General features: G+C 64.8%; 20 protein-coding genes, 1 tRNA gene and 3 pseudogenes. 12 read left to right on the top strand and 12 right to left on the bottom strand.

Annotated features, from left to right (window positions below):
• Positions 1 to 4: 4 nt before the first annotated feature.
• From LZ585_RS04190 to LZ585_RS04215, 6 genes are all read right to left on the bottom strand, one after another.
• Positions 5 to 1,696 (bottom strand): FGGY-family carbohydrate kinase, encoded by a 1,692-nt coding sequence (locus LZ585_RS04190; protein ID WP_234855184.1) that lies wholly within the window; start codon positions 1,694 to 1,696, stop codon positions 5 to 7.
• On the bottom strand, positions 1,687 to 2,670 hold the full coding sequence (locus tag LZ585_RS04195) for an ABC transporter permease (RefSeq protein WP_234855185.1): 984 nt from the start codon (positions 2,668 to 2,670) through the stop codon (positions 1,687 to 1,689). Before LZ585_RS04195 ends, LZ585_RS04190 begins: the two co-directional genes overlap by 10 nt.
• Positions 2,660 to 4,162, bottom strand: a complete 1,503-nt coding sequence (locus tag LZ585_RS04200) for a sugar ABC transporter ATP-binding protein (RefSeq protein ID WP_234855186.1) — start codon at positions 4,160 to 4,162, stop codon at positions 2,660 to 2,662. The genes LZ585_RS04195 and LZ585_RS04200 overlap by 11 nt, the downstream gene beginning before the upstream one ends.
• Positions 4,163 to 4,230: 68 nt before the next feature.
• Positions 4,231 to 5,145, bottom strand: coding sequence for an ABC transporter substrate-binding protein (locus tag LZ585_RS04205; protein ID WP_234855187.1), 915 nt, complete (start codon positions 5,143 to 5,145; stop codon positions 4,231 to 4,233).
• Positions 5,146 to 5,241: 96 nt separating this feature from the next.
• A complete protein-coding gene (locus LZ585_RS04210; protein WP_234855188.1) occupies positions 5,242 to 6,126 on the bottom strand; it encodes an AraC family transcriptional regulator in 885 nt (294 codons plus the stop codon).
• A 360-nt stretch (positions 6,127 to 6,486) separates the two neighbouring features.
• A complete protein-coding gene (locus LZ585_RS04215) occupies positions 6,487 to 7,530 on the bottom strand; it encodes an NAD(P)-dependent alcohol dehydrogenase (RefSeq protein ID WP_234855189.1) in 1,044 nt (347 codons plus the stop codon).
• A 273-nt stretch (positions 7,531 to 7,803) separates the two neighbouring features.
• On the opposite strand from LZ585_RS04215, the gene LZ585_RS04220 reads away from it, so the two are divergent.
• Both LZ585_RS04220 and LZ585_RS04225 read left to right on the top strand, forming a co-directional pair.
• Positions 7,804 to 8,508, top strand: coding sequence for a cytochrome c oxidase assembly protein (locus LZ585_RS04220; protein WP_234855190.1), 705 nt, complete (start codon positions 7,804 to 7,806; stop codon positions 8,506 to 8,508).
• Entirely contained in the window at positions 8,505 to 9,005 is a 501-nt protein-coding gene (locus LZ585_RS04225; protein WP_234855191.1) for a CopD family protein, read from the top strand. The genes LZ585_RS04220 and LZ585_RS04225 overlap by 4 nt, the downstream gene beginning before the upstream one ends.
• Here the strand turns inward: LZ585_RS04225 and LZ585_RS04230 are convergent.
• Positions 8,993 to 9,514, bottom strand: a complete 522-nt coding sequence (locus tag LZ585_RS04230; RefSeq protein ID WP_234855192.1) for a DUF2231 domain-containing protein — start codon at positions 9,512 to 9,514, stop codon at positions 8,993 to 8,995. The two genes, LZ585_RS04225 and LZ585_RS04230, sit on opposite strands and share 13 nt — an antisense overlap.
• A 57-nt stretch (positions 9,515 to 9,571) precedes the next feature.
• On the opposite strand from LZ585_RS04230, the gene LZ585_RS04235 reads away from it, so the two are divergent.
• The 9 genes from LZ585_RS04235 (at position 9,572) to LZ585_RS04275 (ending at position 17,218) form a co-directional block, all read left to right on the top strand.
• Positions 9,572 to 10,204: a cytochrome c oxidase subunit II gene (locus tag LZ585_RS04235; RefSeq protein WP_234855193.1), complete on the top strand. Its 633-nt coding sequence runs from the start codon at positions 9,572 to 9,574 to the stop codon at positions 10,202 to 10,204.
• Positions 10,201 to 12,708 (top strand): cytochrome c oxidase subunit I, encoded by a 2,508-nt coding sequence (gene ctaD / locus LZ585_RS04240; RefSeq protein WP_234855194.1) that lies wholly within the window; start codon positions 10,201 to 10,203, stop codon positions 12,706 to 12,708. The genes LZ585_RS04235 and ctaD overlap by 4 nt, the downstream gene beginning before the upstream one ends.
• Positions 12,708 to 13,019, top strand: a complete 312-nt coding sequence (locus LZ585_RS04245) for a hypothetical protein (RefSeq protein WP_234855195.1) — start codon at positions 12,708 to 12,710, stop codon at positions 13,017 to 13,019. The genes ctaD and LZ585_RS04245 overlap by 1 nt, the downstream gene beginning before the upstream one ends.
• Before the next feature lie 46 nt (positions 13,020 to 13,065).
• On the top strand, positions 13,066 to 14,007 hold the full coding sequence (locus LZ585_RS04250; RefSeq protein ID WP_234855196.1) for a 2-hydroxyacid dehydrogenase: 942 nt from the start codon (positions 13,066 to 13,068) through the stop codon (positions 14,005 to 14,007).
• A 182-nt stretch (positions 14,008 to 14,189) separates the two neighbouring features.
• Positions 14,190 to 14,477: an Asp-tRNA(Asn)/Glu-tRNA(Gln) amidotransferase subunit GatC gene (gene gatC / locus LZ585_RS04255; RefSeq protein ID WP_234855197.1), complete on the top strand. Its 288-nt coding sequence runs from the start codon at positions 14,190 to 14,192 to the stop codon at positions 14,475 to 14,477.
• On the top strand, positions 14,474 to 15,955 hold the full coding sequence (gene gatA / locus LZ585_RS04260) for an Asp-tRNA(Asn)/Glu-tRNA(Gln) amidotransferase subunit GatA (RefSeq protein WP_234855198.1): 1,482 nt from the start codon (positions 14,474 to 14,476) through the stop codon (positions 15,953 to 15,955). Before gatC ends, gatA begins: the two co-directional genes overlap by 4 nt.
• Before the next feature lie 28 nt (positions 15,956 to 15,983).
• A complete protein-coding gene (locus LZ585_RS04265; protein ID WP_234855199.1) occupies positions 15,984 to 16,346 on the top strand; it encodes a hypothetical protein in 363 nt (120 codons plus the stop codon).
• The gene (locus LZ585_RS04270) at positions 16,343 to 17,008 is read left to right on the top strand and encodes an N-acetylmuramoyl-L-alanine amidase (protein ID WP_234855200.1); all 666 of its coding nucleotides are present in this window, start codon (positions 16,343 to 16,345) and stop codon (positions 17,006 to 17,008) included. The genes LZ585_RS04265 and LZ585_RS04270 overlap by 4 nt, the downstream gene beginning before the upstream one ends.
• 135 nt (positions 17,009 to 17,143) lie before the next feature.
• Positions 17,144 to 17,218: transfer RNA gene (locus tag LZ585_RS04275), tRNA-Glu, on the top strand.
• A gap of 150 nt (positions 17,219 to 17,368) precedes the next feature.
• On the opposite strand, the pseudogene LZ585_RS14935 reads toward LZ585_RS04275, so the two are convergent.
• The 5 genes and pseudogenes from LZ585_RS14935 to istA all read right to left on the bottom strand — a co-directional run.
• Positions 17,369 to 17,845: pseudogene (locus LZ585_RS14935) on the bottom strand (tyrosine-type recombinase/integrase); the annotation flags it as partial.
• 160 nt (positions 17,846 to 18,005) lie between these two features.
• Positions 18,006 to 18,452 (bottom strand): annotated as a pseudogene (locus tag LZ585_RS04280) (ATP-binding protein); the annotation flags it as partial.
• Between the two features lie 32 nt (positions 18,453 to 18,484).
• The gene (locus LZ585_RS04285) at positions 18,485 to 19,822 is read right to left on the bottom strand and encodes an IS110 family RNA-guided transposase (protein WP_234853177.1); all 1,338 of its coding nucleotides are present in this window, start codon (positions 19,820 to 19,822) and stop codon (positions 18,485 to 18,487) included.
• A gap of 309 nt (positions 19,823 to 20,131) precedes the next feature.
• Positions 20,132 to 20,494, bottom strand: a pseudogene (locus LZ585_RS04290) (ATP-binding protein); the annotation flags it as partial.
• Complete coding sequence (istA, locus tag LZ585_RS04295; protein ID WP_234855201.1) at positions 20,484 to 22,016, bottom strand: IS21 family transposase; 1,533 nt, start codon at positions 22,014 to 22,016, stop codon at positions 20,484 to 20,486. The gene istA and the pseudogene LZ585_RS04290, both read right to left, overlap by 11 nt.
• Between istA and LZ585_RS04300 the strand changes: the two genes are divergently transcribed.
• On the top strand, positions 22,015 to 24,075 hold the full coding sequence (locus LZ585_RS04300) for a type ISP restriction/modification enzyme (RefSeq protein WP_234855202.1): 2,061 nt from the start codon (positions 22,015 to 22,017) through the stop codon (positions 24,073 to 24,075). The two genes, istA and LZ585_RS04300, sit on opposite strands and share 2 nt — an antisense overlap.
• The last annotated feature ends 90 nt before the right edge of the window (positions 24,076 to 24,165 follow it).

Here is a 24,165-nt window from a genome sequence, read left to right on the forward strand (position 1 = left end):
CGCCTTACGAATGGGACGGGCCGGTCGCGGCCTGGTCGGGGGAAAAACGGTTCAGGCAGGCCTGAGTTTGCGCGCGGATGCTGCGGGCCACGTCCTGCAAGGTGGTAAAGGCCGCGTGGCGCGCATCGTGCAGGTGGCGGACCGGGCCGGTTGCGGGATGATGGGTGGCCGCAACCGACGACATGGCGGGCATCGCGGTGCCAATATCGGGGAAAGCCCCCGCCGCGACTGCGGCCAGGATCGCCGAACCCAGCAGCACCGGTTCGTCGCAGGCGGTGACATCCACCGGCAGGCCGGTCGCATCGGCCAGGATCTGGCGGATCAGGGGATGCCTGCCCGCGCCGCCGCTGATGGCGATGCGGTCCACGCCCGCGCCATGGGCCGCTTGCGTCTCGACGATCTGGCGCAGCCCGTGGCCCAGCCCGCAGACACCCGCGACATACAGCGCCACTAGGGACTGCACGTCGCTGTCCATCCCCAGGCCCAGGATCGCCGCGCGGGCATGAGGATCGGCAAAGGGTGCGCGGTTGCCCAGGAATTCGGGAACCACATGAAGATGGGCCGCCAGCCGCACCGCCTGGGACGCATCGCCCGCCTGGGCCAGGGCGGCGTCTGCCAGCCATTCGGGCAGGGATTTCCCGTCCGCCCCGGCAAGGGCCGTGGCGGCGTCATGGGCGGGATGCAGCGTCAGCAGATGGTCGATGGCTGCGCCTGCCGCCGATTGCCCGCCCTCGTTCAGCCAGGCCCCCGGCACCATGGCCGAGAAATACGGCCCCCAGACCCCCGGCACGAAGGCCGGATCCAGGGTCGTGGTCATCGTGCAGGACGAGGTGCCGAAGACATAGCCCAGGGTGCTGACCGGATTCTGAGGCCCGCCGCGCGCGGCGACCGTGCCGATGCCGCCCGCATGGGCGTCGATCAACCCCGCCGCCACCGCGATCCCGGCAGGCAGTCCCATGGCCCGTGCCGCGTCCGGCGTCAGCCCCCGGCCCAGCGGGGTGCCGGGCGGCACCACCTGGGTGCCGATGCGGACAAAGCCTTCCTCTGCCAGTTCCCCCAGCCCGATGCCGTGGAAATAAGCGGCGTCCCAGCGGCCTTCATGCGCCAGATAGGTCCATTTGCAGGTGACGGTGCAGGTGGACCGCGCCGTGCTGCCGCTGGCCTTCCAGGTCAGGAAATCGGTCAGGTCGAAGAAATGCCGGGCGGCGCCGAATATCTCGGGGCGGTGTTCCTTCAGCCACAGCAGCTTGGGCGTCTGCATTTCAGGAGAGATGCGCCCGCCCACGTATTTCAGGACGTCATGCCCCCCCGCATTGATCCGCGCCGCCTGGTCCACGGCCCGGTGATCCATCCAGACGATGATGTCGCGTTCGGGATGGTCGGCATCGCCCAGGCCCAACGGCCCGTCGCCCGCCACTACCAACGAACAGGTGGCGTCAAAGCCGATGCCCGTGACTCTGCCGGGATCGATCCCCGCGCGGCCCAGGGCTGTGCGCGTGGCCGCGCACACCGCATCCCAGACCTGGGCGCTGGATTGTTCGGCGATGTCCCCGCCGGGGCGGTGCATCGCGATATCGGCCTTGCCTGTTCCCAGCAGCGCGCCTTGCGCGTCGAACACCCCGGCCCTGGCGGATCCGGTGCCCACGTCGATGCCGATGAAATGCGTTCCCATGGCCTTGTCCCCGCCTAGCGCCATTCGCGGCCGATATAGATGGCCAGCAGGATGATCAGGCCCTTGATCACGTCCTGCATATAGGGGTTGATCCCCACCAGGTTCAGGCCGTTGTTCAGGATGCCCAGCAGCACCGCGCCGATCAGCGTGCCCAGGATCAGCCCGCGCCCGCCCGCAATGGCCGTGCCGCCCAGCACCACGGCGGCGATGGCGTCCAGTTCGAAGCCCACGCCCGCATTGGGCTGGCCGCTCATCAGCCGGCCGGTCAGCACGATCGCCGCCAAGGATGCCGTCACGCCCGAGATGGCAAAGACCGCCAGCTTGACCCGCCGCGTCCGCACGCCCGACAGGCGGGCCGCAGTCTCGTTCCCGCCGATGGCATAAACATGGCGGCCAAAGGGGGTGCGTTGCAGCAGAACCCAAGCCAGCGCATAGACAATCACCATGATCACCACCGGAACCGGGATGATGCCGATGCGGCCCACCCCGAACCACGACACCCAGCCGGGCAACCCGCTGATCGGATAGCCGCCGGAATAGATCAGCCCCAGGCCCCGCGCCATGCCCATGGTCGCCAGGGTCACGATGATCGCGGGCATCCGGCCCCAGGCGACCAGGGCGCCGTTGAACAGGCCCAGCCCCAGGCCCACCAGCAGGGCCGCGATCAGCCCCACCCCGCCCGGCAGGCCCATGTTGACCATCAGGCCCGCCGCGATGGTGCCCGACAGCGCCATGACCGCGCCCACCGACAGGTCGATGCCGCCGGTCAGGATGACAAAGGTCATGCCCACGGCCAGGATGGCCACCACCGACACCTGCCGCAGCACGTTCAGGATGTTGTTCAGGGTGAAGAAGTTGTCGCTGGCAAAGGCCATCAGGATCGACACCACGATCAGCCCGACCAGGGGCAGGGCCAGCGGCGAATGGAACAGCCAGTCCAGTGCGGCGCGGCGCCCCTTGCCGGGGGCCTCGGTTGCGGTGTTGGCGTCATGCGACATGATCGACCCTCCCGGTCGTTGCGTGGGTCATGATTTCCTCGGATGTGATGGCGGCGCCCTCGACGGTGGCCACGATGCCGCCCGACCGGAACACGCAAACCCGGTCGGACATGCCGATGATTTCGGGAAGCTCGGACGAGATCATGATGATGGCGCAGCCCCGCGCGGTGAAGTCGCGCATCAGCTGATAGATTTCGGCCTTGGCGCCCACGTCGATGCCGCGCGTCGGTTCGTCGAAGATCAGGATCTGCATGTCGTGGTTCAGCCAGCGGGCGATGACGACCTTTTGCTGGTTGCCGCCCGACAGCGTATCGACGCGCGCATCCGGTCCCTGGGCCTTGACGCGGACCTGGTCCATCGCCGTCCGGGTAAAGGCGCGTTCCTTCTTGAAGTCGATGAACCAGTGGCCCTGGCGGTATTTGCCGTAATTGTTCAACGACAGGTTCTGCAGGATCGAAAAGCTGGTGATCAGCCCCTGTTCCTTGCGGCTTTCGGGCAAAAGGCCGATGCCATGGGCCAGCCCGTCGGCGGGATCGTTCAGCCGGGTCCGGACGCCGTCCACCCTGACCTTGCAGCGCGCGGCGGGATAGGCGCCCAGGATCGACAGCACGGTTTCCGTCCGCCCCGATCCGACCAGCCCGGCAAAGCCCAGGATCTCTCCGGCGCGCAGCTGGAAGGACGATACCGGGCCGCCCCGTCGCAACTGAACCTCCTCGACCTCCAGCACGGTCTTGGCCGCGGGGGCGGGGGCAGGCTTGGGGGGAAAGCTGTTCTCGATCCGGCGGCCGACCATCATTTCGACCAGGCGGTCGGTGGTGATTCCCGCCACGTCGCAACTGGCGACATATTCGCCGTCGCGCAGAACGGTGATGCGGTCGCAAATCTGGAAGATTTCCTCCAGGTGATGCGAGATGAAGACAATGGCCACGCCCGCCGCGCGCAGTTCGCGCATGACCTTGAACAGATGCTCGACCTCGGTCGGGGTCAGGGTGGCGGTGGGTTCGTCCAGAACCAGGATGCGCGCGTCCAGCGACAGCGCCTTGGCAATTTCCACGAACTGCTGTTCGGCCACCGACAGGCGGGCGACCGGGACATCCAGCGGCAGGTCGACCTCCAGCTTGCGCAGGATCGCCTGGGCCCGGCTGCGCATCGCCTTGCGGTCCAGAAGGCCCAGGGGGGTCTTCAATTCGCGCGCCAGGAACATATTCTCGACGGCGGTCAGATAGGGGATCAGGCTGAATTCCTGAAAGACGATGCCAATGCCCGCCGCGATCGCCTCGTCGTAATTGGCGAACTTGCGGTCCTGGCCCTCGACGACGATGCGGCCCTCGCTGGGCTGGATGATGCCGCAGACGATCTTCATCAGGGTCGACTTGCCCGCGCCGTTTTCGCCCAGCAGGGCGTGAACCTCGCCCGCCTTCACGTGCAGGTCGACGCCGTGCAGAACCTCGATCCGGCCGAAGCTTTTTCGTATTCCCTTCAGTTCAAGCATGAAGGCCCCCTTGGCTGATCGAAGGGCCGCGCCCCCGGAACAGGGACGCGGCCAGGTTCACGGCTGGCTTACCAGCTGAAATCGGCGGCGTTCTCGCTGTCCACGGTGCGCACGTCGATCGGCACTTCCGCCGGGACCACGCGGGCGCCCCAGTATTGCGCCAGCGCCATGCCCAGGCCCACGCGGACCTGATCGCGGGGGAATTGCGCGGTGGTCTGGATGAAGGCGGTGCCGTCGGCGATGGCCTTGACGGCTTCCGGCGCGCCATCGACCGAGGTCAGCTTGATGTCGCGGCCCGATCCCTGGATCGCCGCCAGGGCGCCCATCGCGCCGCCGTCGTTGACCGAGAAGATGCCCGCAAGGTTCGGATGCGACTGGATCATGTTTTCCACCACGCCAAGCGCGACCGAACGGTCCTGACGGCCGTTCTGGGTGTCCACAAGCGTGATCCCCTCGCTTTCGGCCAGGGCGGCCTTGCAGCCTTCGACGCGTTCCAGGATCGGCACGACCGGGATGCCGTCCAGGATCGCGACCTCGCCCTGGCCGCCAAGCGCCTCGGCCAGGTATTTGCACGACTGATAGCCCGCGTCGCGGTTCTTCGACCCCACGAAGGTATCCACCGGGCCGCTGGCATTGGCGTCCACCGCCACCACGATCACGCCCTGGTCCTTGGCCATGCGCACGGCCGATTCCACGCCCGCGCTGTCGGTCGGGTTCAGCAGCAGGATGTCGATGCCCTGTTGCAGCATATCCTCCACGTCCGAGATCTGCTTGGCCACGTCATGGCCCGCGTCGGTGACGATCACCTCGGCCCCGATCTGGGCGGCGGCCTCGTTCAGGGCCTCCTGCATGGACACGAAGTAAGGGTTGTTCATTTCCTGGAACGTCATGCCGATCTTCAGCGCGTCGTCCTGTGCCGCGGCCAGGCTGGCCGAGGCGGCAAGAAGGGCCGCGGCGGATGCGGTCTTCAGCAGGGTCTTCATGGGTCGTCCTCCCGTTGATGGAACTGGCAGTCTTCCCCCCGGCACGTCCGGCGATGCGCGGGCCGTGTTCGGGGGGTATGGGTTTTGTGCGGCGGGTCAGCTGGCCATGCGGATCGTCTGGTTGGCCGCAAAGGTTGCGCGGAATTCCGACGGCGACATCTTCTTCAGCTTGAGGAAATGGCGATTGAAGTTCGACAGGTTCGAAAAGCCCACGTCATAGCAGATGTCGGCCACCCGGGCGTCCGGGTCGGACAGCAGCATATGGCAGGCCAGGTCGATGCGCAGCTGGTTGCGATAGCGCACCAGCGTCGTGCCGGTATGGCGCTTGAAGGACCGGGAAAAGGCGCTTTGGCTTTGTCCGGTCAGCCCCGCCAGTTCGGATTCGCTGACCGTTTCCAGCAGGTTTTCGCGCAAATGGCCGATGGCCCGGTTCATGGCCGATTCCTCGGCCCGCTCCATGTCCAGCACGAAGCTGAGGCTGGCCAGGGTCTGCGACTTCGGTGCGGTCGCCAGCAGGTCGAGGATCTGGAAGAACAGCCCCAGCCTGCGCACGCCCCGCGCCTCGATCAGGGCGCGCATCAGGGGGCGGACGGCGCGGCTGGTGTCTTCGCCGAACAACAGGCCCCGGCGGCTGCGCTCCAGAAGATGGCGCACCCCCTCCATTTCCGGGAAGGCGTCGCTTGCGGCGTCGATAAAGCTTTCGGGGAACTGGATCACCTCGGTCCGCTGGGGCACGATTTCGCCCGGGCGGATGGCGCTGATCCAGTTCTGCGGCAGGTTCGGACCGGTCATGATCAGCTGGCCGGGACCGAATTCGCCCACATGATCGCCGATATAGAACTTGCCCGTGGTCGCGACGACCAGGTGAATTTCGTATTCGGGATGGAAATGCCACCGCACCGTGCGGAACGGATAGCCGTGCTTCCAGGCGGCAAAGGATTCGCCCTTGCGGATATGGACCAGTTCCAGATCGGGTTGCATCGGTTCCTCCCCTCCGCGCCAGCACGGCTTGCCTTGGGCAATGCCGGCCCCTCCTTGGGCGCTGCATCATTGGTATCATGGCCGGGGCGCGACCCTCCACGACGCCACAGGAAATATTCCGATACTTTTTTGCCGTATCCTGCGGAAATATCATTAGCCGGGATTTGGCAGTGCGGCCCAAGGCGATGCTGCAATGCCGCATTATGCCGCAAAGCGGCGAAAAATGGGGCGAAATCCGGGGGCATAATGGGCGATCAGGGGCAGATAGCTGTTGCCTACAGCAGATAACGGCATCAGGGCGCCTTATACTTTCCCGCAGTCTTTGCTAGCAGGTTCGTATCAGGCGCCCTGCGCGGCGTTTCAGGCGTGAGGCATCTGGATCTGGATCTTCACGTCGGTTTCGCGTGCTTCGACGGCGCGGTCAAAGGCGGCGATGCTGTCGGCAAAGGGCAGGGTCGCGGAAATCAGCGGCTTCAGATCGACCTTGCCCGCCGCGATCAGCGAGATCGCCCGGTCATAGACATTGGCATAGCGGAACACGGTTTCCACCCGCAGTTCCTTGGCTTGAAGGCCGACGATGTCGAAGGGCACCGGATCGACCGGCATTCCCACCAGCACGATGGTTCCGCCCGGGCGGGCAAGCTGCGGCAGCCCCAGGATCGCGGGGGCCGCGCCCGAACATTCAAAGACCACATCCGCGCCCCAGCCGTCGGTCGCCTGGGCGATTGCCTGGGCCGCGGGGGTGGGGCGGATGTTGATCGTCTCGATTCCCGGATAGGCGCCGATGATGTCCAGCTTGGGTTGCGCCAGATCGGCCACGAAGACCTTGGCGCAGCCCCCTGCCAAGGCGGCCAGGGCGGTCATCATGCCGATGGGACCGGCCCCCAGGACCAGGCCGGTATCGCCGGGCTGGATGCGCGCCCGCATCGCGGCCTGCATCCCGATGGCAAAGGGTTCGACCATGGCGCCTTCTGCAAAGGACACGCTGTCCGGCAGGCGATAGGTGAAGGCGGCCGGATGCACGACCTGCGGCGTCAGGCAGCCATGGACCGGCGGCGTCGCCCAGAACCGCACGGCCGGATCGACGTTGTAGATCCCCAGCTTGGACGCGCGGGATGTCTGGTCGGGGATCCCCGGCTCCATGCAGACGCGGTCGCCGATCTTCAGGTGGGACACCTGGCTGCCCACCTCGACCACGGTGCCGGATGCCTCGTGGCCCAGGACCATGGGATCGGTGACCACAAAGGGGCCGATCTTGCCATGCGTATAGTAATGCACGTCCGATCCGCAGACGCCCACGGTATGCACGGCGATGCGCACATCGGTGGGCGACAGATCCTGATCCAGGTCGATGTCGCGCAACGACAGCTTGCCCTTGCGTTCCAGCACCAGTGATGTCGGCATATGGTTTCCCCCCAAAAAGACTGTGCCGCCACCATGGACGGTTTTGCGGCGCTTGACCCCCGTGAATGAAGGGCAGGCGCGCCTTGTGTAAATCCCCCGGCATGGGGAAAAGACGCAAAATTTCCGTTTTCGGAAAAAAACTACCGCTTGCCGCAAACCGGCTGGCAGCGGCTGTCTTGGCGCCCAGCCCGCGCATTGCACGAAACCCATGGGCGTGGTTCGGTATTGTCGTTGGATAGCCTGCGGCCTCCCGCCGGCGGAAAGCGAGGTTCAATGAGCCAACCCTATTGCGGACCGGGCGTTGCGCCTGACGGGTTGTGGGCGGCCTGGAATGTCGATCCGCCTCTGCTGGCCGGACTGGCGGTCCTTTCCGTGGTCTTGTGGCGGCAAGGAAACGGCAGGGCCGGGGGCATTGCCGTCCTGGCACTTGCGGTTGCCTTTGTGTCGCCGCTGTGCGCGCTGACCGTATCGCTGTTTTCGGCCCGCGCGCTGCATCATCTGGTTCTGGCGGGGGTGGCCGCGCCCGCACTGGCTCTGGCCTGGCCCTTGGCTGCGCGCGCGCCTGCGCAGGCCGGGGCTACGGGAATGGCCCTGGCGATGGGGGCCTGGCACCTGCCTGTGGTTTATGACGCGATCTGGCGGTCCGATGCGGTTTACTGGCTGATGCAGGCGGCGCTGTTCCTGCCTGCCTGGGCCTTCTGGTCGGCGGTGCTGACCGGCCCGCGTTCCTCGGTGCTGGGCCACAGTTTCCTGACAATGGGCCTGGCCGGGCTGATGGGCCTGCTGGGCGCGGTGCTGACCTTCGCGCCCGCTGTTCTTTACATCCAGCACGTCGATGGCGCCGCGCCTTGGGGCCTGACGGCGCTTGACGACCAGCGGCTGGCCGGGCTGATCCTGTGGGTGCCGGGCTTCCTGCCAATGGCCGCTTTTGCGGGCTGGATGCTGCGGCAAGGCTGGCAGCGGGGCTTTGCGGCATGATCGCGGCGCTGAAGGCCATTCACATCGCGGCGATGCTGTGCTGGTGCGCGGGTCTGGTCGCGCTGCCGCTGCTGTTGATGAGCTATGGCCACGCGCGGCGGCAGGTCCGCTATTCCGAATTTCGGCTGCTGACGCATTACGGCTATGTCGCCTTTGCCACCCCGGCGGCGGTGATCGCCGTTGTGGCGGGAACCGCGCTGATCTTCGCGGCCGGGGTGTTCGACCTGTGGCTGATCGCCAAGCTGGCCTTTGTCAGTTTCATGGCGCTGGCCCATGCCTGGCTGGGGCACCTGATCGAACAATCCGGCCTGCAGCGTTATGGCCGGGGAACCGATCCCACCAAGGGTTACGAGATGCCCTATCCCGGGATCGCGCTGGCCGTGATCCTGCCCGCCATCGGGGCGATCCTGTGGCTGGTTCTGGCCAAGCCCGACCTGTCATGGGTGGCGGACCTGCTGCCCGCCTTCATGCAGGAACCAAGGGGTCAGTTGCCGTGATCCTGTTGCGTCCCGATCTGATAGTCGAAGACCAGCTTGCCGCCGTGCCAGCCGGTGATCGTGGTCATCAGCAAGCCCAGGGCGGAAATCAGGATCCCAACCGGCAACACCGCCTGTTCGGGGTTGGGGAGGCGATAGCCCCAGTTGGCGCCCAGCACCGACAAAAGCGTGCAGGCCAGGATGAAATGCGTCCAACTGGGCGCGCGGATGCGGATGCCGGGGACGATCAGCAATTCGACCGTGCCGCTGATGCCTGCCAGGACGCCCATGACAAAGCCGATGCCTGCCGTCCAGACGGCGGCGCGCGGCCAGAATGCGTCGCCCGTCCACCAGAACATCGCGTCGGCGCCGAAGGTCAGGAACGCAAGCGCGATGGGATAGGTGATCAGCATCGCGTGCAGCGGATGGCCCGCGATCGCGAACCTGGATTCGGTGTCGTTGAAAGCGGAATGTTCCTCGATCGGGTCGGACAAACGGCGGCGTTGCCGCCAGGTTCGCTTTGGTCGCATCGGCATCATCCTTGGGCTTTGCGCAAGGGGAAGCTTTGCACGGCCCTTGCGGTTCCCGTGCTTGCCGGGTGCGGGGGCGGGGCAAGCACGCTGGCCCCCGCGGGACCGGCGGCGGCACAGATCGCGATGCTGTGGTGGGCCATGCTGGCCGGTGCCGCGGTGATCACGGCCCTGGTCCTGGCGCTGGCGGGCCTTGCGCTGTGGCGCGGCCCGCGCCCGACGGGAGAGCGCGGCTGGACGATCTGGTGGGGCCTGGGCTTTCCCATGTCGGTTCTTGCGGTCCTGCTGGGATTTGCCCTGTGGGCAGGCGAACGGATGATCGCGCGGAGTGACGGCGCCCTGCAGGTCGAGGCCGAGGCCTATAACTGGGGCTGGCGCTTTACCCAGCCCGGCCCGGACGGGCCGGTCGTCACCGAAGGGATCCTGTATGTCCCCGCAGGCCACCCCTTCGACATCGTGCTGACCAGCCCCGACGTGATCCATTCGTTCTGGGTGCCGCAGTTGGGCGGCAAGATGGACGCGATCCCCGGCCATCGCAACATCCACCGCCTGATGGCCGACGCCCCCGGCATCCACGAAGGGCTGTGCGCCGAATTCTGCGGCCTGGGCCACGCCGCCATGCGGTTCGAGGTGGTGGTCTATGATCCCGCCGCCCCGCCTCCCTTCCTTTCAGCCGAAAGCCGTCCATGACCGCAGATCTGCAGCCCGTCGCGCCGAACCCGCCCCAAAAGGCCCTGCGGCTGCACCGGCAGTTGGAGGGGGTCTGGTCCGACCTGCCGGGGTGGCGGGGCGCGCTTGCCTCGGTCAATCACACCACGATCGGGCTGCGGTTCATGGCGACCTCGTTCGTGTTCTTTGCCGTCGGCGGCGTGCTGGCGATGCTGATCCGGGCGCAGCTTGCCACGCGGGACGGGGCGTTCCTGGATACCGCGCTGTATAACCAGATCTTCACGATGCACGGCAGCATCATGATGTTCCTGTTTGCCATTCCCATGCTGGAAGGGCTGTCCATGTGGCTGCTGCCCAAGATCCTGGGCGCGCGCGACATGGCATTCCCCCGGTTAGGGGCGCTTGGATACTGGTGCTATCTGTTCGGCGGCACGATCATCCTGGCGTCCTTGCTGTTCGGCGTGGCGCCCGATGGCGGCTGGTTCATGTATGTGCCGCTATCGGGCAAGACCCATACCCCCGGCATCAGCGCCGATGTCTGGCTGCTGGGGGTGACATTCGTCGAGATTTCGGCCGTGGCGGCGGCGGTCGAGATCATCGTGACGATCCTGCGCCTGCGCGCGGCGGGGATGGCGCTGACCCGGATGCCGCTGATGGGCTGGTATATGCTGGGGACGGCCGCGATGATGCTGGTGGGCTTTCCGCCGCTGATCCTGGGGTCCATCCTTCTGGAACTGGAACGCGCTTTCGACTGGCCGTTCTTCGACGTGCTGCGCGGCGGCGACCCGCTGCTGTGGCAGCACCTGTTCTGGCTGTTTGGCCATCCCGAGGTTTACATCATCTTCCTGCCCGCCGCCGGTGTCCTCTCGACGATCATTCCAGTCTTCGCGCGCGTGCCGATCCTGGGTTACGGCGCCATCGTCGCGGCGATCGTCGGGCTGGTGTTCCTGTCATTCGGGCTGTGGGTGCATCATATGTTCACGGTGGGCATCCCGCATATGGCGCTTGCGTTCTTTTCCGCCGCCTCGGCCCTGGTGGCGGTGCCCACCTCGGTCCAGATTTTCTCCTGGATCGGGACCATGTGGGCGGGGCGGGTGGAACTGCGGCTGCCGATGCTGCACGTGATCGGCTTCTTCCTGACCTTTGTCATGGGCGGGCTGACCGGGGTGATGCTGGCCATGGTGCCCTTCAACTGGCAGGCCCATGACACCCACTTCGTCGTGGCGCACCTGCATTACGTCCTGGTGGGCGGCTTTGTCTTTCCGATGATGGCGGGCGTCACCTATTGGATGCCGATGATCAGCGGCCGGTTCCGGGTGCGCGCCCTGGGCGAGGCTGCGTTCTGGCTGATCCTGCTGGGCTTTCACGGCACCTTTTTCCTGATGCACCTGACCGGGCTGCTGGGGATGCCGCGCCGGATCGACCGTTACCCGGACAACCCGGAATGGGAATGGCTGAACCTGATATCCTCGGTGGGCGGAATGGTGATGGCGATGGGCTTTGCCCTGTTCGTCCTGGACATCGCGATGCAATGGCTTTTCGGGCGGCGCAGCTACCGCAATCCCTGGCGGGCCGATACGCTGGACTGGGCCATGGCGCTGCCCGCGCCGTCCTATAACTTTGCCTCGCTTCCCGGACCGGGGCGGTGCGACGCAGGCGCGGTCCTGCCACTGGCGCGGGGCGAGGGGCTGCTGCCCGGTGCGCCCCGCACCCGGCGAGAGGTTCTGGTGACCGACGGGGGAACGGGCCGCCCCGACCACGTTGCGGTGGTGCCGGGCAATACGATGCTGCCGATCTGGACCGCCGCCGCGCTTGGCAGTTTCTTCCTGCTGATGCTGGCGGGGCTTTACTGGCTGACGCCGCTGGCTGTTGCGGCGGTGCTGTGGGCCGGATGGCACTGGGGCGGGTTCATGGGCAGCCCGCGCGACGCCGCACCGATCCCGGTGGCGCCGGGATTGGCCCTGCCGGAACATTGGCAGGTCCGCCGGACCCTTGCCTACAGCGGCACGGTGACGCTGCTGGTCGCAGGCGGCACGCTTTATGCCTCGCTGTTGTTCGGCGTGGGGTTCCTGACCGTGATCGCCCCGAACTGGCCTGCCCCGGACAGCGGCCTGACCCTGGGCGCCCTGCTGACCGCCGGGGCCGCGCTGCTGGCCATGGCCGGGGCCACGCTTGCCGCCATCTTGGCCGAAACGCGCCGGGCTGATCCCCTTGGTGTCACGGTGGCCCTTGCCGGGGTGTTGGCCGCGGGACTGGCCGTGGCGCTGCTGGGCGTGCTGGCCTGGCAACTGGACGATCCCCGCCGCCATGCCCGCGACGCCCTGCGCGCGGTGCTGCTGGGCCATGCCGGGTTTTACGGGGTCGTCACGCTGATGCTGGCGCTGCGCAGCCTGTGCGATGCCCGGCAGGGGCGGACCAGCCGAATGCGCCGGGGTGCCGCGCCGGTCTGGCAGTTGTTCCAGGCGTTCTGGCTGGCCACGTCCGTCCTGTCGCTGGGCGTCGTGGCCTTGCAGGAGATCGGCTGATGGCCTGGGTCGCGCGCATGCTTGCCGGGCCGATGCTGTGGGGCGCGCTGTTTTCCGCGGTCTATGGGTTGCATGGCCTGGGATGCGCCCTGGAGTGGCCTGCGCGCGCAACCCCGTTCGGCCCCTTGCATCCGGTGGGCATGATCCTGCTGTGGCTGGCCGGGCTGGCCCTGCACGGGGGGCTGATCCTGTGGAACCGGATGCCGGGCACCGGCCGGCAGAACCTGCTGGTCCGGTCGGGCAACTGGGTGGGCGCAGTGGCCAGTGCGGTGACGCTGCTGCCGGTCATCTTCACCTCGACCTGCGGATGAAGATCCGCCAGATGGTAATGGGCGCCTGCTGCCCCCTGGAGAATGCATGAAACCCGACATCCTGATCGCCTATCCCCTGCAACCCCGCTTCATGGACGACCTTGGCGCACGCTATACCCTGCACTGGCTGGATCAGGCCGCCGACAGGGACGCCGTGCTGGCCCAGGCCGGGCCGGTCTGCACGGCCATGGTGGTGAACGGGCACGTGGCCGTCGATGCGGCATTGCTGGACCGGTTACCCGCCTTGCGGCTGGCCGCCTGTTCGTCGGCAGGCTTCGACATGATGGATCTGCCTGAAATGACGCGGCGGGGGATCACGCTGACCAACACATCCGTCGCGCTTGTGGATGATGTTGCCGATACGGCGATCCTGCTGATGCTGGCCGCGCGGCGGCGGCTGGTTGAGGGGGATGCCCATGTCCGTTCGGGCGACTGGGGACGGCAGGCGGCGTTTCCGCTGACCACCTCGACGGCGGGCAAGCGGGCAGGCATCCTGGGCCTGGGCAATATCGGCGCGGCCATAGCCCGGCGTTGCGAGGCGATGGGGCTGCGCATCGGCTATTCCGGCCGTAACGCCAAGCCGGGGGTGGATTACGCGTATTTCCCCGACCCCGTGGCCTTGGCGGACTGGGCCGACATCCTGATCGTCGCCACGCCGGGCGGGGCAGGGACCGCAGGGCTGGTATCGGCCGATGTGCTGCGCGCGCTTGGACGACGGGGCACGCTGGTCAATATCGCCCGCGGATCGGTCGTGGACGAGGCCGCGCTGATCGAGGCGTTGCGCGGCGGGGTGATCGCCCATGCGGGGCTGGACGTGTTCCTGAACGAACCCCATCCCGACCCGGCATTGACGGCGCTGCCAAATGTCACGCTGTATCCCCATCACGCCAGCGGGACCGAGGAGACGCGCGACCGCATGGCGCAACTGACGGTGGGCAACCTCGACGCGTTCTTCGCGGGCCGGCCGCTGCTGACCCCGGTGAACTGAACGTTCAGGGCGCCGCCCCGCCGGCGGCAGGTCGCGACCATCCTTGATCGTTTTCAGCACGATTGCAGGCTGGACGCGGTGCCGGTCTCGGTTAGGGGCGGAACGGTGGCGATCGGGAATGAGGCGCTTCTTGCGGGGGCGCGTCGGGGGCTGTAAACCCGCGCCGAACGAAAGGAAACCTCATGTCGATCACCGAGGATCAGGCCCGCAAGGTCGCCCATCTGGCGCGCATCGCCGTCGATGACGCCGCTTTGCCCGCGCTTGCGCGCGAGTTGAACGGCATCCTGCATTTCATGGAACAACTGTCCGAAGTCGATGTGACAGGCGTCGAACCCATGACCGGCGTCACACCCATGCGCCTGAAGCGGCGGCAGGATGCCGTGACGGCCGGCGGCATGGCCGACAAGATCCTGTCCAATGCCCCCGACGCGCGCGAGGGATTCTTTGCCGTTCCGAAGGTGGTGGAATGACTGACCTGAACACCCTGACCATTGCGGACGCGCGCGATGCGCTGCGCAAGGGCGACACCACCGCCGTCGAGTTGACCGAGGCCTGCCTTTCCGCCATTCAGGCCGCAGGCGCGTTGAACGCCTTTGTCCACGACACCCCCGACATGGCGCGCGACATGGCCCAGGCCGCCGATGCCCGCATCAAGGCGGGCGACGGCACCGCGCTGACCGGGATCCCGCTGGGCATCAAGGACGTGTTCTGCGTGAAAAGCGTGCCGTCGCAGGCCGCCAGCCGCATCCTGGAAGGGTTTCGCCCAGAATACGAATCCACCGTGACGCAGAACCTGTGGAACGCGGGCGCGGTGATGCTGGGCAAGCTGAACCAGGACGAATTCGCCATGGGTTCGGCCAACGAATCCAGCGTCTATGGCCCGGCGGTGAATCCGTGGAAGGTCGATGACCGGCAGTTGACGCCGGGCGGCAGTTCGGGCGGATCGGCGGCGGCGGTGGCCGCAGATCTGTGTCTGGCCGCGACCGGGACCGATACCGGCGGCTCCATCCGCCAGCCTGCGGCCTTTACCGGCATCGTGGGGCTGAAGCCTACCTATGGCCGGGTCAGCCGCTGGGGCGTGATCGCCTATGCGTCGTCCCTGGACCAGGCGGGACCGATGACCAAGACAGTGCGCGACGCGGCGATCATGCTGGGCGCGATGGCATCCGTCGATCCGCAGGATTCGACCAGTGCCGATCACCCGGTGCCCGATTACGAGGCCATGCTGACCGGCGACATCCGTGGCAAGCGGATCGGCATCCCGCGTGAATACCGCGTGGACGGGATGCCCCCCGAAATCGACGCGCTGTGGCACAAGGGTGCCGAGATGCTGCGGGACGCTGGCGCGGAAATCGTCGATATCAGCCTGCCGCACACGAAATACGCGCTGCCCGCCTATTACGTCATCGCGCCGGCCGAGGCGTCGTCGAACCTCGCCCGCTATGACGGGGTGCGCTATGGCCGCCGCGCCCGGCTGGGCCAGGGCGACGGCATTACCGATATGTATGAAAAGACCCGGGCCGAGGGTTTCGGCCCCGAGGTTCAGCGCCGCATCATGATCGGTACCTATGTTCTGTCGGCGGGCTTCTATGACGCCTATTACAACCGCGCCCGCAAGGTCCGCGCGCTGATCAAGCGCGACTTCGACATGGCCTTTGCCGATGGCATCGACGCGATCCTGGCGCCCACCACGCCCTCGGCCGCCTTTGGCCTTGGGGCCATGGACAGCAGCGATCCGGTGGCGATGTATCTCAACGACGTTTTCACCGTGACGCTGAACCTGGCCGGACTGCCGGGCATCGCGGTCCCCGTGGGTCTGGACAAGCAGGGCCTGCCCCTGGGCCTGCAGCTGTTCGGCCGCCCCTTCGAGGAAGGCGAGTTGCTGAACCACGCGCTTGTCCTGGAACGCGCCGCCGGATTTGTGGCCAAGCCCGGTCGCTGGTGGTAGGGTCGCGACAGTGGCATATTCAGGAGGCATGATGCGCGGCTGTCTGATCCTTTCGGTGCTGGCGCTTGCCGGCTGTGGCGAGCATCTGGGCTGGAACCCGAACTACAACTTCGGCCCGACCCGCTATGGCGAATACCGCGCCACACGAGAGGCGGCCCTGGTCACGGCCACGGAATCGCCCAAGACCATCCCGGTCGCCCGCCCCTTTTATGCGCCCACGGGGGCGGATATCGCGGGCCGCAGCCCGGTGCCGATCCCCGCGACCATGGGCGTGGACCGGGTACGGGTGGTCAAGCCTGCGATGGCCCCCGCCGCCCCCGTGCAAAGGCCCGACGCGCCGGTCGTGATCGTGCCCCCTTCCATGCGCACGGGCGACCAGCCGCCGCTGTGAGCGGAGGTTTCCCCAGTCCCAACCATGGCGACAGGCGCGGCCAGCGCCCCGAACTGATCGTGCTGCATTACACGGGCATGGCCGATGCCGCCGGCGCCCGCGCGCGCCTGTGCGATCCAGCAGCCCAGGTCAGCGCGCATTGGTTGATCCTGGAGGATGGCCGTGCCGAGGCCCTGGTCCCCGAGCATCGCCGCGCCTGGCACGCGGGCGCGGGATCCTGGCAAGGCCGGGACGACGTGAATTCCCGCTCGATCGGGATCGAGATCGCCAACCCCGGCGACCGCCCCTTTCCCCTGCGCCAGATGGACGGGGTTGCGTCGCTGTTGCGCGGCATCATGGACCGCTGGGGGATCGGACCCGATGGGGTGATCGGCCATTCCGACATGGCGCCGGGCCGCAAGATCGACCCTGGTCCCCGCTTTGACTGGCAGCGCCTGGCGTGCGAAGGCCTGGCCCTGCAAAGGGGCCGGGGACCGGACTTGCCTCTGGACGCCAGTCTGACCCGGATCGGCTATCCCCCCGTGGACGCCGCCGCCCGCCTTGCCGCCTTCCGCCTGCGCTTCCGCCCCTGGGGGCAGGGGGCGGAATGCGCCGCCGACCGCCGTTGCGCGACCTTTGTGGTGGCGTCCATGGGTGCTGCGAAGCGTGGCGCCGGGGTCTGAGATCACCGCTTGGAAAGCCTTTGGGGACCGCGCAAAAATTTTTGCACTGGCACCGAAATTTCCGCTTGCGCCCCTTTGCGGCTTTGCCTAAACACCGCCCCACGCCACCCGGCAAGACGGGCAGCGCAAGAAAGTGGCCCGTTCGTCTATCGGTTAGGACGTCAGGTTTTCAACCTGAAAAGAGGGGTTCGACTCCCCTACGGGCTGCCACTCACTATCCTTACATATTGATTTTATTGAACTTTTTAGAGGAAGTGTCCCACTGTTTTTGGGGTGTGGGACACTGCGCTTCTTTCGGGCCGCTTCTGCGCGCTCAAATCCCTGCGTCGCAAGCCGAGCGCGCTCAACGTTTTCTGTGTAGATGGCCGCGGTCCTTGGATCGCTGTGCGACAGACGGGACATGATTTCGTAAACAGAGCTTCCTGACAAGGCGAGCTCTTCTGCGACATACTTGCGGATACCGTGCTGGGACAGTCTTGCCTTACCCTCTTCATCAACCAGACCCGCTTCAATGATCCACTTTCGGATTCTATTCGCGAGTGAGTTCGCTGATGCGAATGGCCTGCCGTACTCCGTAAGCAGAAATGCGGAAGCTTCTGGATCAGCGTTTGCAAGTTCTTCGTCCAATGCGGTCATCACCGGAACTTTCACTGGTTTCGAACCTGCTTTGCCGGGCTGCCAGTACAGGAAGGATCGTCCATCTTCATCGACTTTGTTTTTTGGCCCTGTTCGGTGTGTATCGTCAGTTCGGGCGGCCATGTTTTGTGCGAGCAGGAACCAGCGACGTGCCATTGTCCCCGGACCGTGATGGCGGAGAAACTGCTCTTCCTCGACCATTTTCCAAGGCGTCGCTCCGCCGCGTGATCGGTGCGGACTCGGCACTCCATAAACTGGCGAGTTGGAGGGAAACCCTCGGTCCTCACCCTGTTAATTTCCACGCAGAACTGAGCCGGCATTTCCATCGAGAAGTGAGCCACCCCTGACTATGGATTTCCGGTCATGCAGTGGTCAAGGCATGTGTGGTCTCCTTTTTTTTCGCGGCAACTGCGGCTGAACTGGCCTTGAAGCGGAAGCTGTCGTTTCCGGTTTCCAGGATGTGGCAACGATGGGTGAGACGGTCGAGCAATGCAGTGGTCATCTTGGCATCGCCAAAGACCGTGGCCCATTCGCTGAAGCTGAGGTTGGTGGTGATGATGACGCTGGTGCGCTCATAGAGCTTGCTCAGCAGATGGAAGAGCAGCGCCCCGCCCGAGGCGCTGAACGGCAGGTATCCCAACTCATCGAGGATCACGAGATCGAGGCGGGTCAGGGTTTCGGCAAGCTGTCCGGCCTTTCCCTTGGCCTTCTCCTGTTCAAGGGTATTGACCAGTTCGATGGTGGAGAAGAAGCGGACCTTGCGGCGGTGATGCTCAATGGCCTGGACGCCGAGGGCGGTTGCGGCGTGATCTTGTACCGATAGCGCAAGGCTTTTTTCGGCTATGCCGCAATGGAAACTCGATTGACGCGCCGTGTGGCACGGATGCTTTCGGATACGGTGTAGCGCTCGGTGATCAGGGCCTTTGCCTCGGCAAGAGAGATCTCGCGCCCGTCTCGGTCACGCAAGATATATGGCTTCCCAGTTCGCAAAACGTGGAAGATGCGGCTGACGAGCCGATTGGCGACGGCGCAGAGGGCTTGCTTGTGGTGGTGGCTCCGGTGGGTCATCATCTTGCAGTAGACCTCGGCAAGATCAGGATCGATCTTTCGGGCGGCGTCGGCTGCCAGCATAAGAGCACGCTTGATCCGATCATTGCCGCCTTGGGTGATCTTCTGGCCTGGCCTTTCGGTGCCGCCGCTGTCCGAACGGCGCGGAAACAGACCGCAGAAGCCGCGAATGTGTCGCTCAGATTGGAAGCGGTCGGCACAATGGAGCACCCCCAGCAGCACGGGTGCCAGATGGCGACCGATGCCGGGGATGGTGCGCAGGACATCTTCGGGCTGCAATTCGCAGTAAATTGCCTCGATCTTGAGCGTCAACTGGTCCCGAGCGAGCATGTTGACCTTCATGACATCAATCTCGATGCAGATCTCGGCCTGCAGTTCAGTAAAGTCGAGATGATCGCGATGAAGGGCAAGGGCTTCCCGGGCGGCCTGGCGGAGCCCTTCGATAAGCGCATCAACAAAGGCACCGCTATGAGGATGATTTCCGCTGGCATGCAGGGCAATGAAGCGTGCGATCGTAGACCTTCGCGCCTTGAGGACTACCTCCGGATCGACCCAATGCTGCAGAAGCGCCATGGCGAGCCGGGTGCCGAAGTCTGGCAGCACGCGCTCGAGAAGCGGGGATGCCCATCGAACGAGATCGAGAAGCCGACGCTTGGCTGAGGCAACGGCATCCTGGAAGCGGCTGCGCTGCTTGGTAAGACGCTGCAAGGCATGGCTCTTCGGGGCTGGGATATGAACCGGATCGAGCCTCGGCCCTCCGAAGCTCGGAATGGCAGCCAAGACATGCGCATCCGCCAGATCGGTCTTGGCGTGTTCAGACAGGTAGCGGCGCAGGGCCTTCACCCGCTTGCCTTTGACGCGCGCGACTGCGACGCCGACATCGGCGAGCCGGTGGGCAACCGGAAACCAGCTCATGCCGGTGGGTTCCATGATCGCCTGCACGCAGTCATCCGGGCCTATATCGGAGATTGCGCGCGCAACGAAAGCGTCTAGGGAGCAAGGGTTGTGACGGAACCGTATGGGCCGGCCGACAGGCTGGCCATTGTCGTAGATCTGGGCGACATGATCACCTCGGATGGCGAGGTCTATTCCAATCGTTCTGTTGATCATTGCTAGGATCCTTGTTGGTGAAGAACCACGCGTCGCCAGCACAGTCAGGTATGTCATTCGTGGCCTATGCTTCCGGCGGGAAGCGACACCACAATCGTGTTACACTTGCCTCGTCGACGCGGCCGGATCGGGATTATGATTTCACGGTCACGAGACGATCTTCGGATCTCTCAGGGTCTTCGACCCGAACCGGCCCGGTTCGCGTCGACACATTGACCCGGTTCCAGAATATCGGGAACCGGATCTGATCCGCGATCACCTCGTCGAAGCAAGATCAGCACTGTCTTCCCCGTGGCATCAGACCCGGCCCGCTATGGATACCTGAGTCTTCCCTGTGCCAGGACCGCCGATCAGAACTACGTTCTGGGCCCCGTCCATGAACTCGCAGCGGTGCAGCTGGCGCACTGTGGCTTCGTTGATCTCGCTGGCGGCGAAGTCGAAGCCTGAGAGATCCTTGTAGGCTGGGAAGCGCGCCGCCTTCATGTGATAGGCGATGGATCGGACCTCACGCTCGGCTATCTCGGCCTTCAGCAGTTGGGACAGGATTGGCACAGCCGCTTCAAAGGCCGGTGCCCCTTGCTCGATCAGGTCCGTCACGGCCTGCGCCATGCCATGCATCTTGAGGCTGCGGAGCATGATGACGATGGCACCGCTGGCGGGATCATGACGCATGATGGCCCCCTGCAACGGGGGTGCGCAGGCCGTCATAGCGCTCGACATTGGCCTTGGGTTCGCGATGGAGAACCAGAGCCTGCGGGGTATCGAGGGGCGGCCCGCCGATGACCTTGCCGTCGACCAGCCGGTGCAACAGGTTCAGCACATGGGTCTTGGTTGCCACGCCCTCGGCCAGGGCCAGTTCCACGGCGGCGAGGACGGCCTGCTCGTCGTGCTGAAGAACCAGGGCAAGGATATCGACCATCTCGCGATCACCACCAGGCTTGCGCAGCATCTGGTCCTGCAGTTGCCGGAAGGCAGGCGGCAGTTCCGCGAATGGTGCTCCGTTCCTGAGAGCCCCGGGCTTGCGCTGGAGAACAGCCAGGTAATGCCGCCAATCGTAGATCGTCCGTGGCGGCACCTGGTGGTTGCGCTGGAACACGCGGCCATGCTCGCACAGGAGGTTGCCCTCGGCCGCCACGACCAGTCGATCCGGGTAAATCCGTAGACTGACAGGCCGGTTCGCAAAGGACGCGGGAACGCTGTAGCGATTGCGCTCGAAGCTGATCAGGCAGGTGGGCGAGACGCGCTTGCTCAACTCGATAAAGCCGTCAAAAGCCGGCGGCAACGGCATCAGCGCGGCCCGCTCCTCAGCCCAGACATCGGCGATCGTGCCGGGCAGCGTGCCATGCGGGGTCTCATGCCACAGCTCCAGGCAACGCTGCTCCAGCCAGGCGTTCATCGTGGCAAGGTCGGGAAAGCCCGGCATCCCCTGCAGGACCTGATGGCGGGAGTCCTGAACGTTCTTCTCGACCTGACCCTTCTCCCATCCTGCCGCCGGATTGCAGAACTCCGGCTCGAAGACATAGTGGTTGGCCATCGCGAGGAAGCGGATGTTGACCTGCCGCTCCTTGCCGCGACCGACACGGTCCACCGCTGTCTTCATGTTATCGTAGATGCCCCGTTCGGGCACGCCACCAAAGACACGGAAGCCATGCCAGTGGGCATCGAAGAGCATCTCGTGGGTCTGCAGTGGGTAGGCGCGCAACAGGAAGGCCCGGCTGTGGGACAGCTTGATATGCGCCATCTGAAGCTTGGTGCGCTCGTCACCCAGAAGCCCGTAGTCTTCGCTCCAGTCGAACTGGAAGGCCTCTCCCGGTCGGAAAGACAGCGGAACGAAGGTGCCGCGTCCTGTGGTCTGCTGTTCCCGCTGGCGATCTGTCCGCCAGTCCCGCGCAAAGGCCGCAACCCGGTTGTAGGAGCCGGTGAAGCCGAGCGTGACGAGATCGGCATGCATCTGCTTCAGCGTCCGCCGCTGCTTGCGCGACTTGCCGGCTTCCGTCTTCAACCAGCCAGCCAGCTTCTCGGAAAAAGGGTCAAGCTTGCTCGGCCGATCCGGCGTGGCAAACTTCGGCTCAATCGTGCCCTCCGCCAGATGCCTGGCAATCGTGTTGCGCGACAGTCCGGTGCGCCGCGCAATCTCGCGTATCGACAGCTTCTGCCGCACATGCATCCGTCGAATGATGTTCAAAAGTCCCATGTGGATCACTCCCGTTGCCCCCGCTGCTCACCGCTCTGGGGGAAGGTTCACATGGCTCAATTCTCAGTGGAAATTACCCGCCTATCCGGCTCAGTTCTGGGTGGAAATCAACAACCCCGTCTCACGCGCCATGCAGCAGGTGCTGGACGTGCTGGACGAGAACCGCATCGACAAGGAATCCCGCGACCTCGAGAAATTCTACGACAGCGTCCGCAATCGCGCCCACGGGATCAGCGATCCCGCCGCCAAACAGCGCCTGATCGTCGAGCTCTATGACAAGTTCTTCCGCAACGCCTTCCCCCGCACGACTGAGAAGCTGGGCATCGTCTACACCCCGGTCGAGATCGTCGATTTCATCCTGCACTCGGTCAATGAGATGTTGCAGGACCATTTCGGCCAGACCCTCGGCTCACGCGGCGTCCACATCATGGACCCCTTCACCGGCACGGGCACCTTCATCACCCGGCTGCTGCAATCTGGCCTGATCGCTCCGGAGGAGCTGGAGCACAAGTACCGCCACGAGATCCACGCCAACGAGATCGTCCTGCTTGCCTACTACATCGCCGCGATCAACATCGAAGCGGTCTACCAAGGCGAAGCCAAGAAGAACGATTACGTGCCCTTCGAGGGGATCTGCCTCACCGACACTTTCCAGATTTATGAGGGCAACGACGAGCTGGCGCTCTACATGCCCGACAACTCCGAACGCCGGACCCGGCAGAAGGAGCTTAATATTCGAGTGATCGTTGGTAATCCGCCGTATTCTAAGGGGCAGGAAAGCGCCAACGACAACAATGCCAACGTTCGCTACGAGGGACTGGATGCGCGCATCGGTGAGACCTATGCCGCGAGATCGACGGCGACGCTGAAGAATTCGCTCTATGACAGCTATGTTCGAGCGATCCGCTGGGCATCCGACCGAATTGGAGATGCGGGGATCGTAGCCTATGTCACCAACGCGGGATGGGTCGATGGCAACGCGGCGGACGGAATGCGAGCCTGCCTGGCAGAGGAGTTCACTGACCTCTATATCTTACATCTTCGTGGCAACGCCCGCACGAGCGGAGAGCGCCGCCGAAAGGAGAAGGGAAATGTCTTCGGTGAAGGTAGTCGTGCGCCGGTGGCAATCAGCCTCTTTGTGAAGAACCCGGATGCCCAGGAGCATGGACGCATCTTCTTCCACGACATCGGTGACTACCTCGACCAGAAACAGAAGCTCGCGATCATCCGTGACTTCGGCGCGGTAAATGGAGTCAGTAAGGTCAAGCGGTGGGAGCAAATCACACCCGATGACCAGAATGACTGGCTTGACCAGAGGGACGCCAGTTTCGACGCATTTCTTAAAATCGGCGACAAGAAGGATAAGAGGGCCCCAAAGGCATTCGAAACTTACTCTGCAGGGCTGAAGACGAACAGGGACTCTTGGTGTTTCAACTTCTCTCGGGAAGCGCTGGCGAAGAACATCACAAGAACCCTGGAATTCTACAATGCAGAAGTCCAACGCTATTCCAATGAGGCGAAAGCTGGCGAAGGTGCCAAGTCCTTTGTCAAGTCCGACGCAACAAACATAAGTTGGGACCAAGCACAGTTTGACGGCGTTGAGAAAGGCAGGGAGATCAAATTCATCTCCGAAGCGGTTGTCCCAAGCCTGTATCGTCCCTTCACAAAGCAATGGGCTTACTTCACCAGGACATTCAATAATCGCGTGTATCAACTTCCTCAGATATACCCAGAACGAGCGTGTCAGAACCGGGCCATCTCTGTATCCGGGCCCGGTAGCGTTTCTGGATTTACGGCTCTAATGACCGACAGCGTCGCCGAACTGTGCGTTGCAGCCATGAAGGGCGGCTCTCAGTATTTTCCCCTTTACCTCTACGACCAGCAGGACGAGAACCCCGGCGGACTCTTCGAAGGCCAGTCCTCCGGCATCCAGCGACGTGACGCGATCACCGACGCCGGGCTGGCCCATTTCCAAGCGGGCTATCCTGGCGAGGAGATCAAAAAGGAGGAAATCTTCTACTACGTTTACGGCCTGCTGAGAACGGCAGTGAGAAATTAGTCCACGGAAGCGGCGGCATGGAGCTGCTGCGGGCGGCGTAAAAGTCGTCCACCCTTTCCCTTTCTGCGACAGCAGGGAGGGTGCGAGGAT

Source organism: Paracoccus everestensis, assembly GCF_021491915.1.
GTDB lineage: Bacteria > Pseudomonadota > Alphaproteobacteria > Rhodobacterales > Rhodobacteraceae > Paracoccus > Paracoccus everestensis.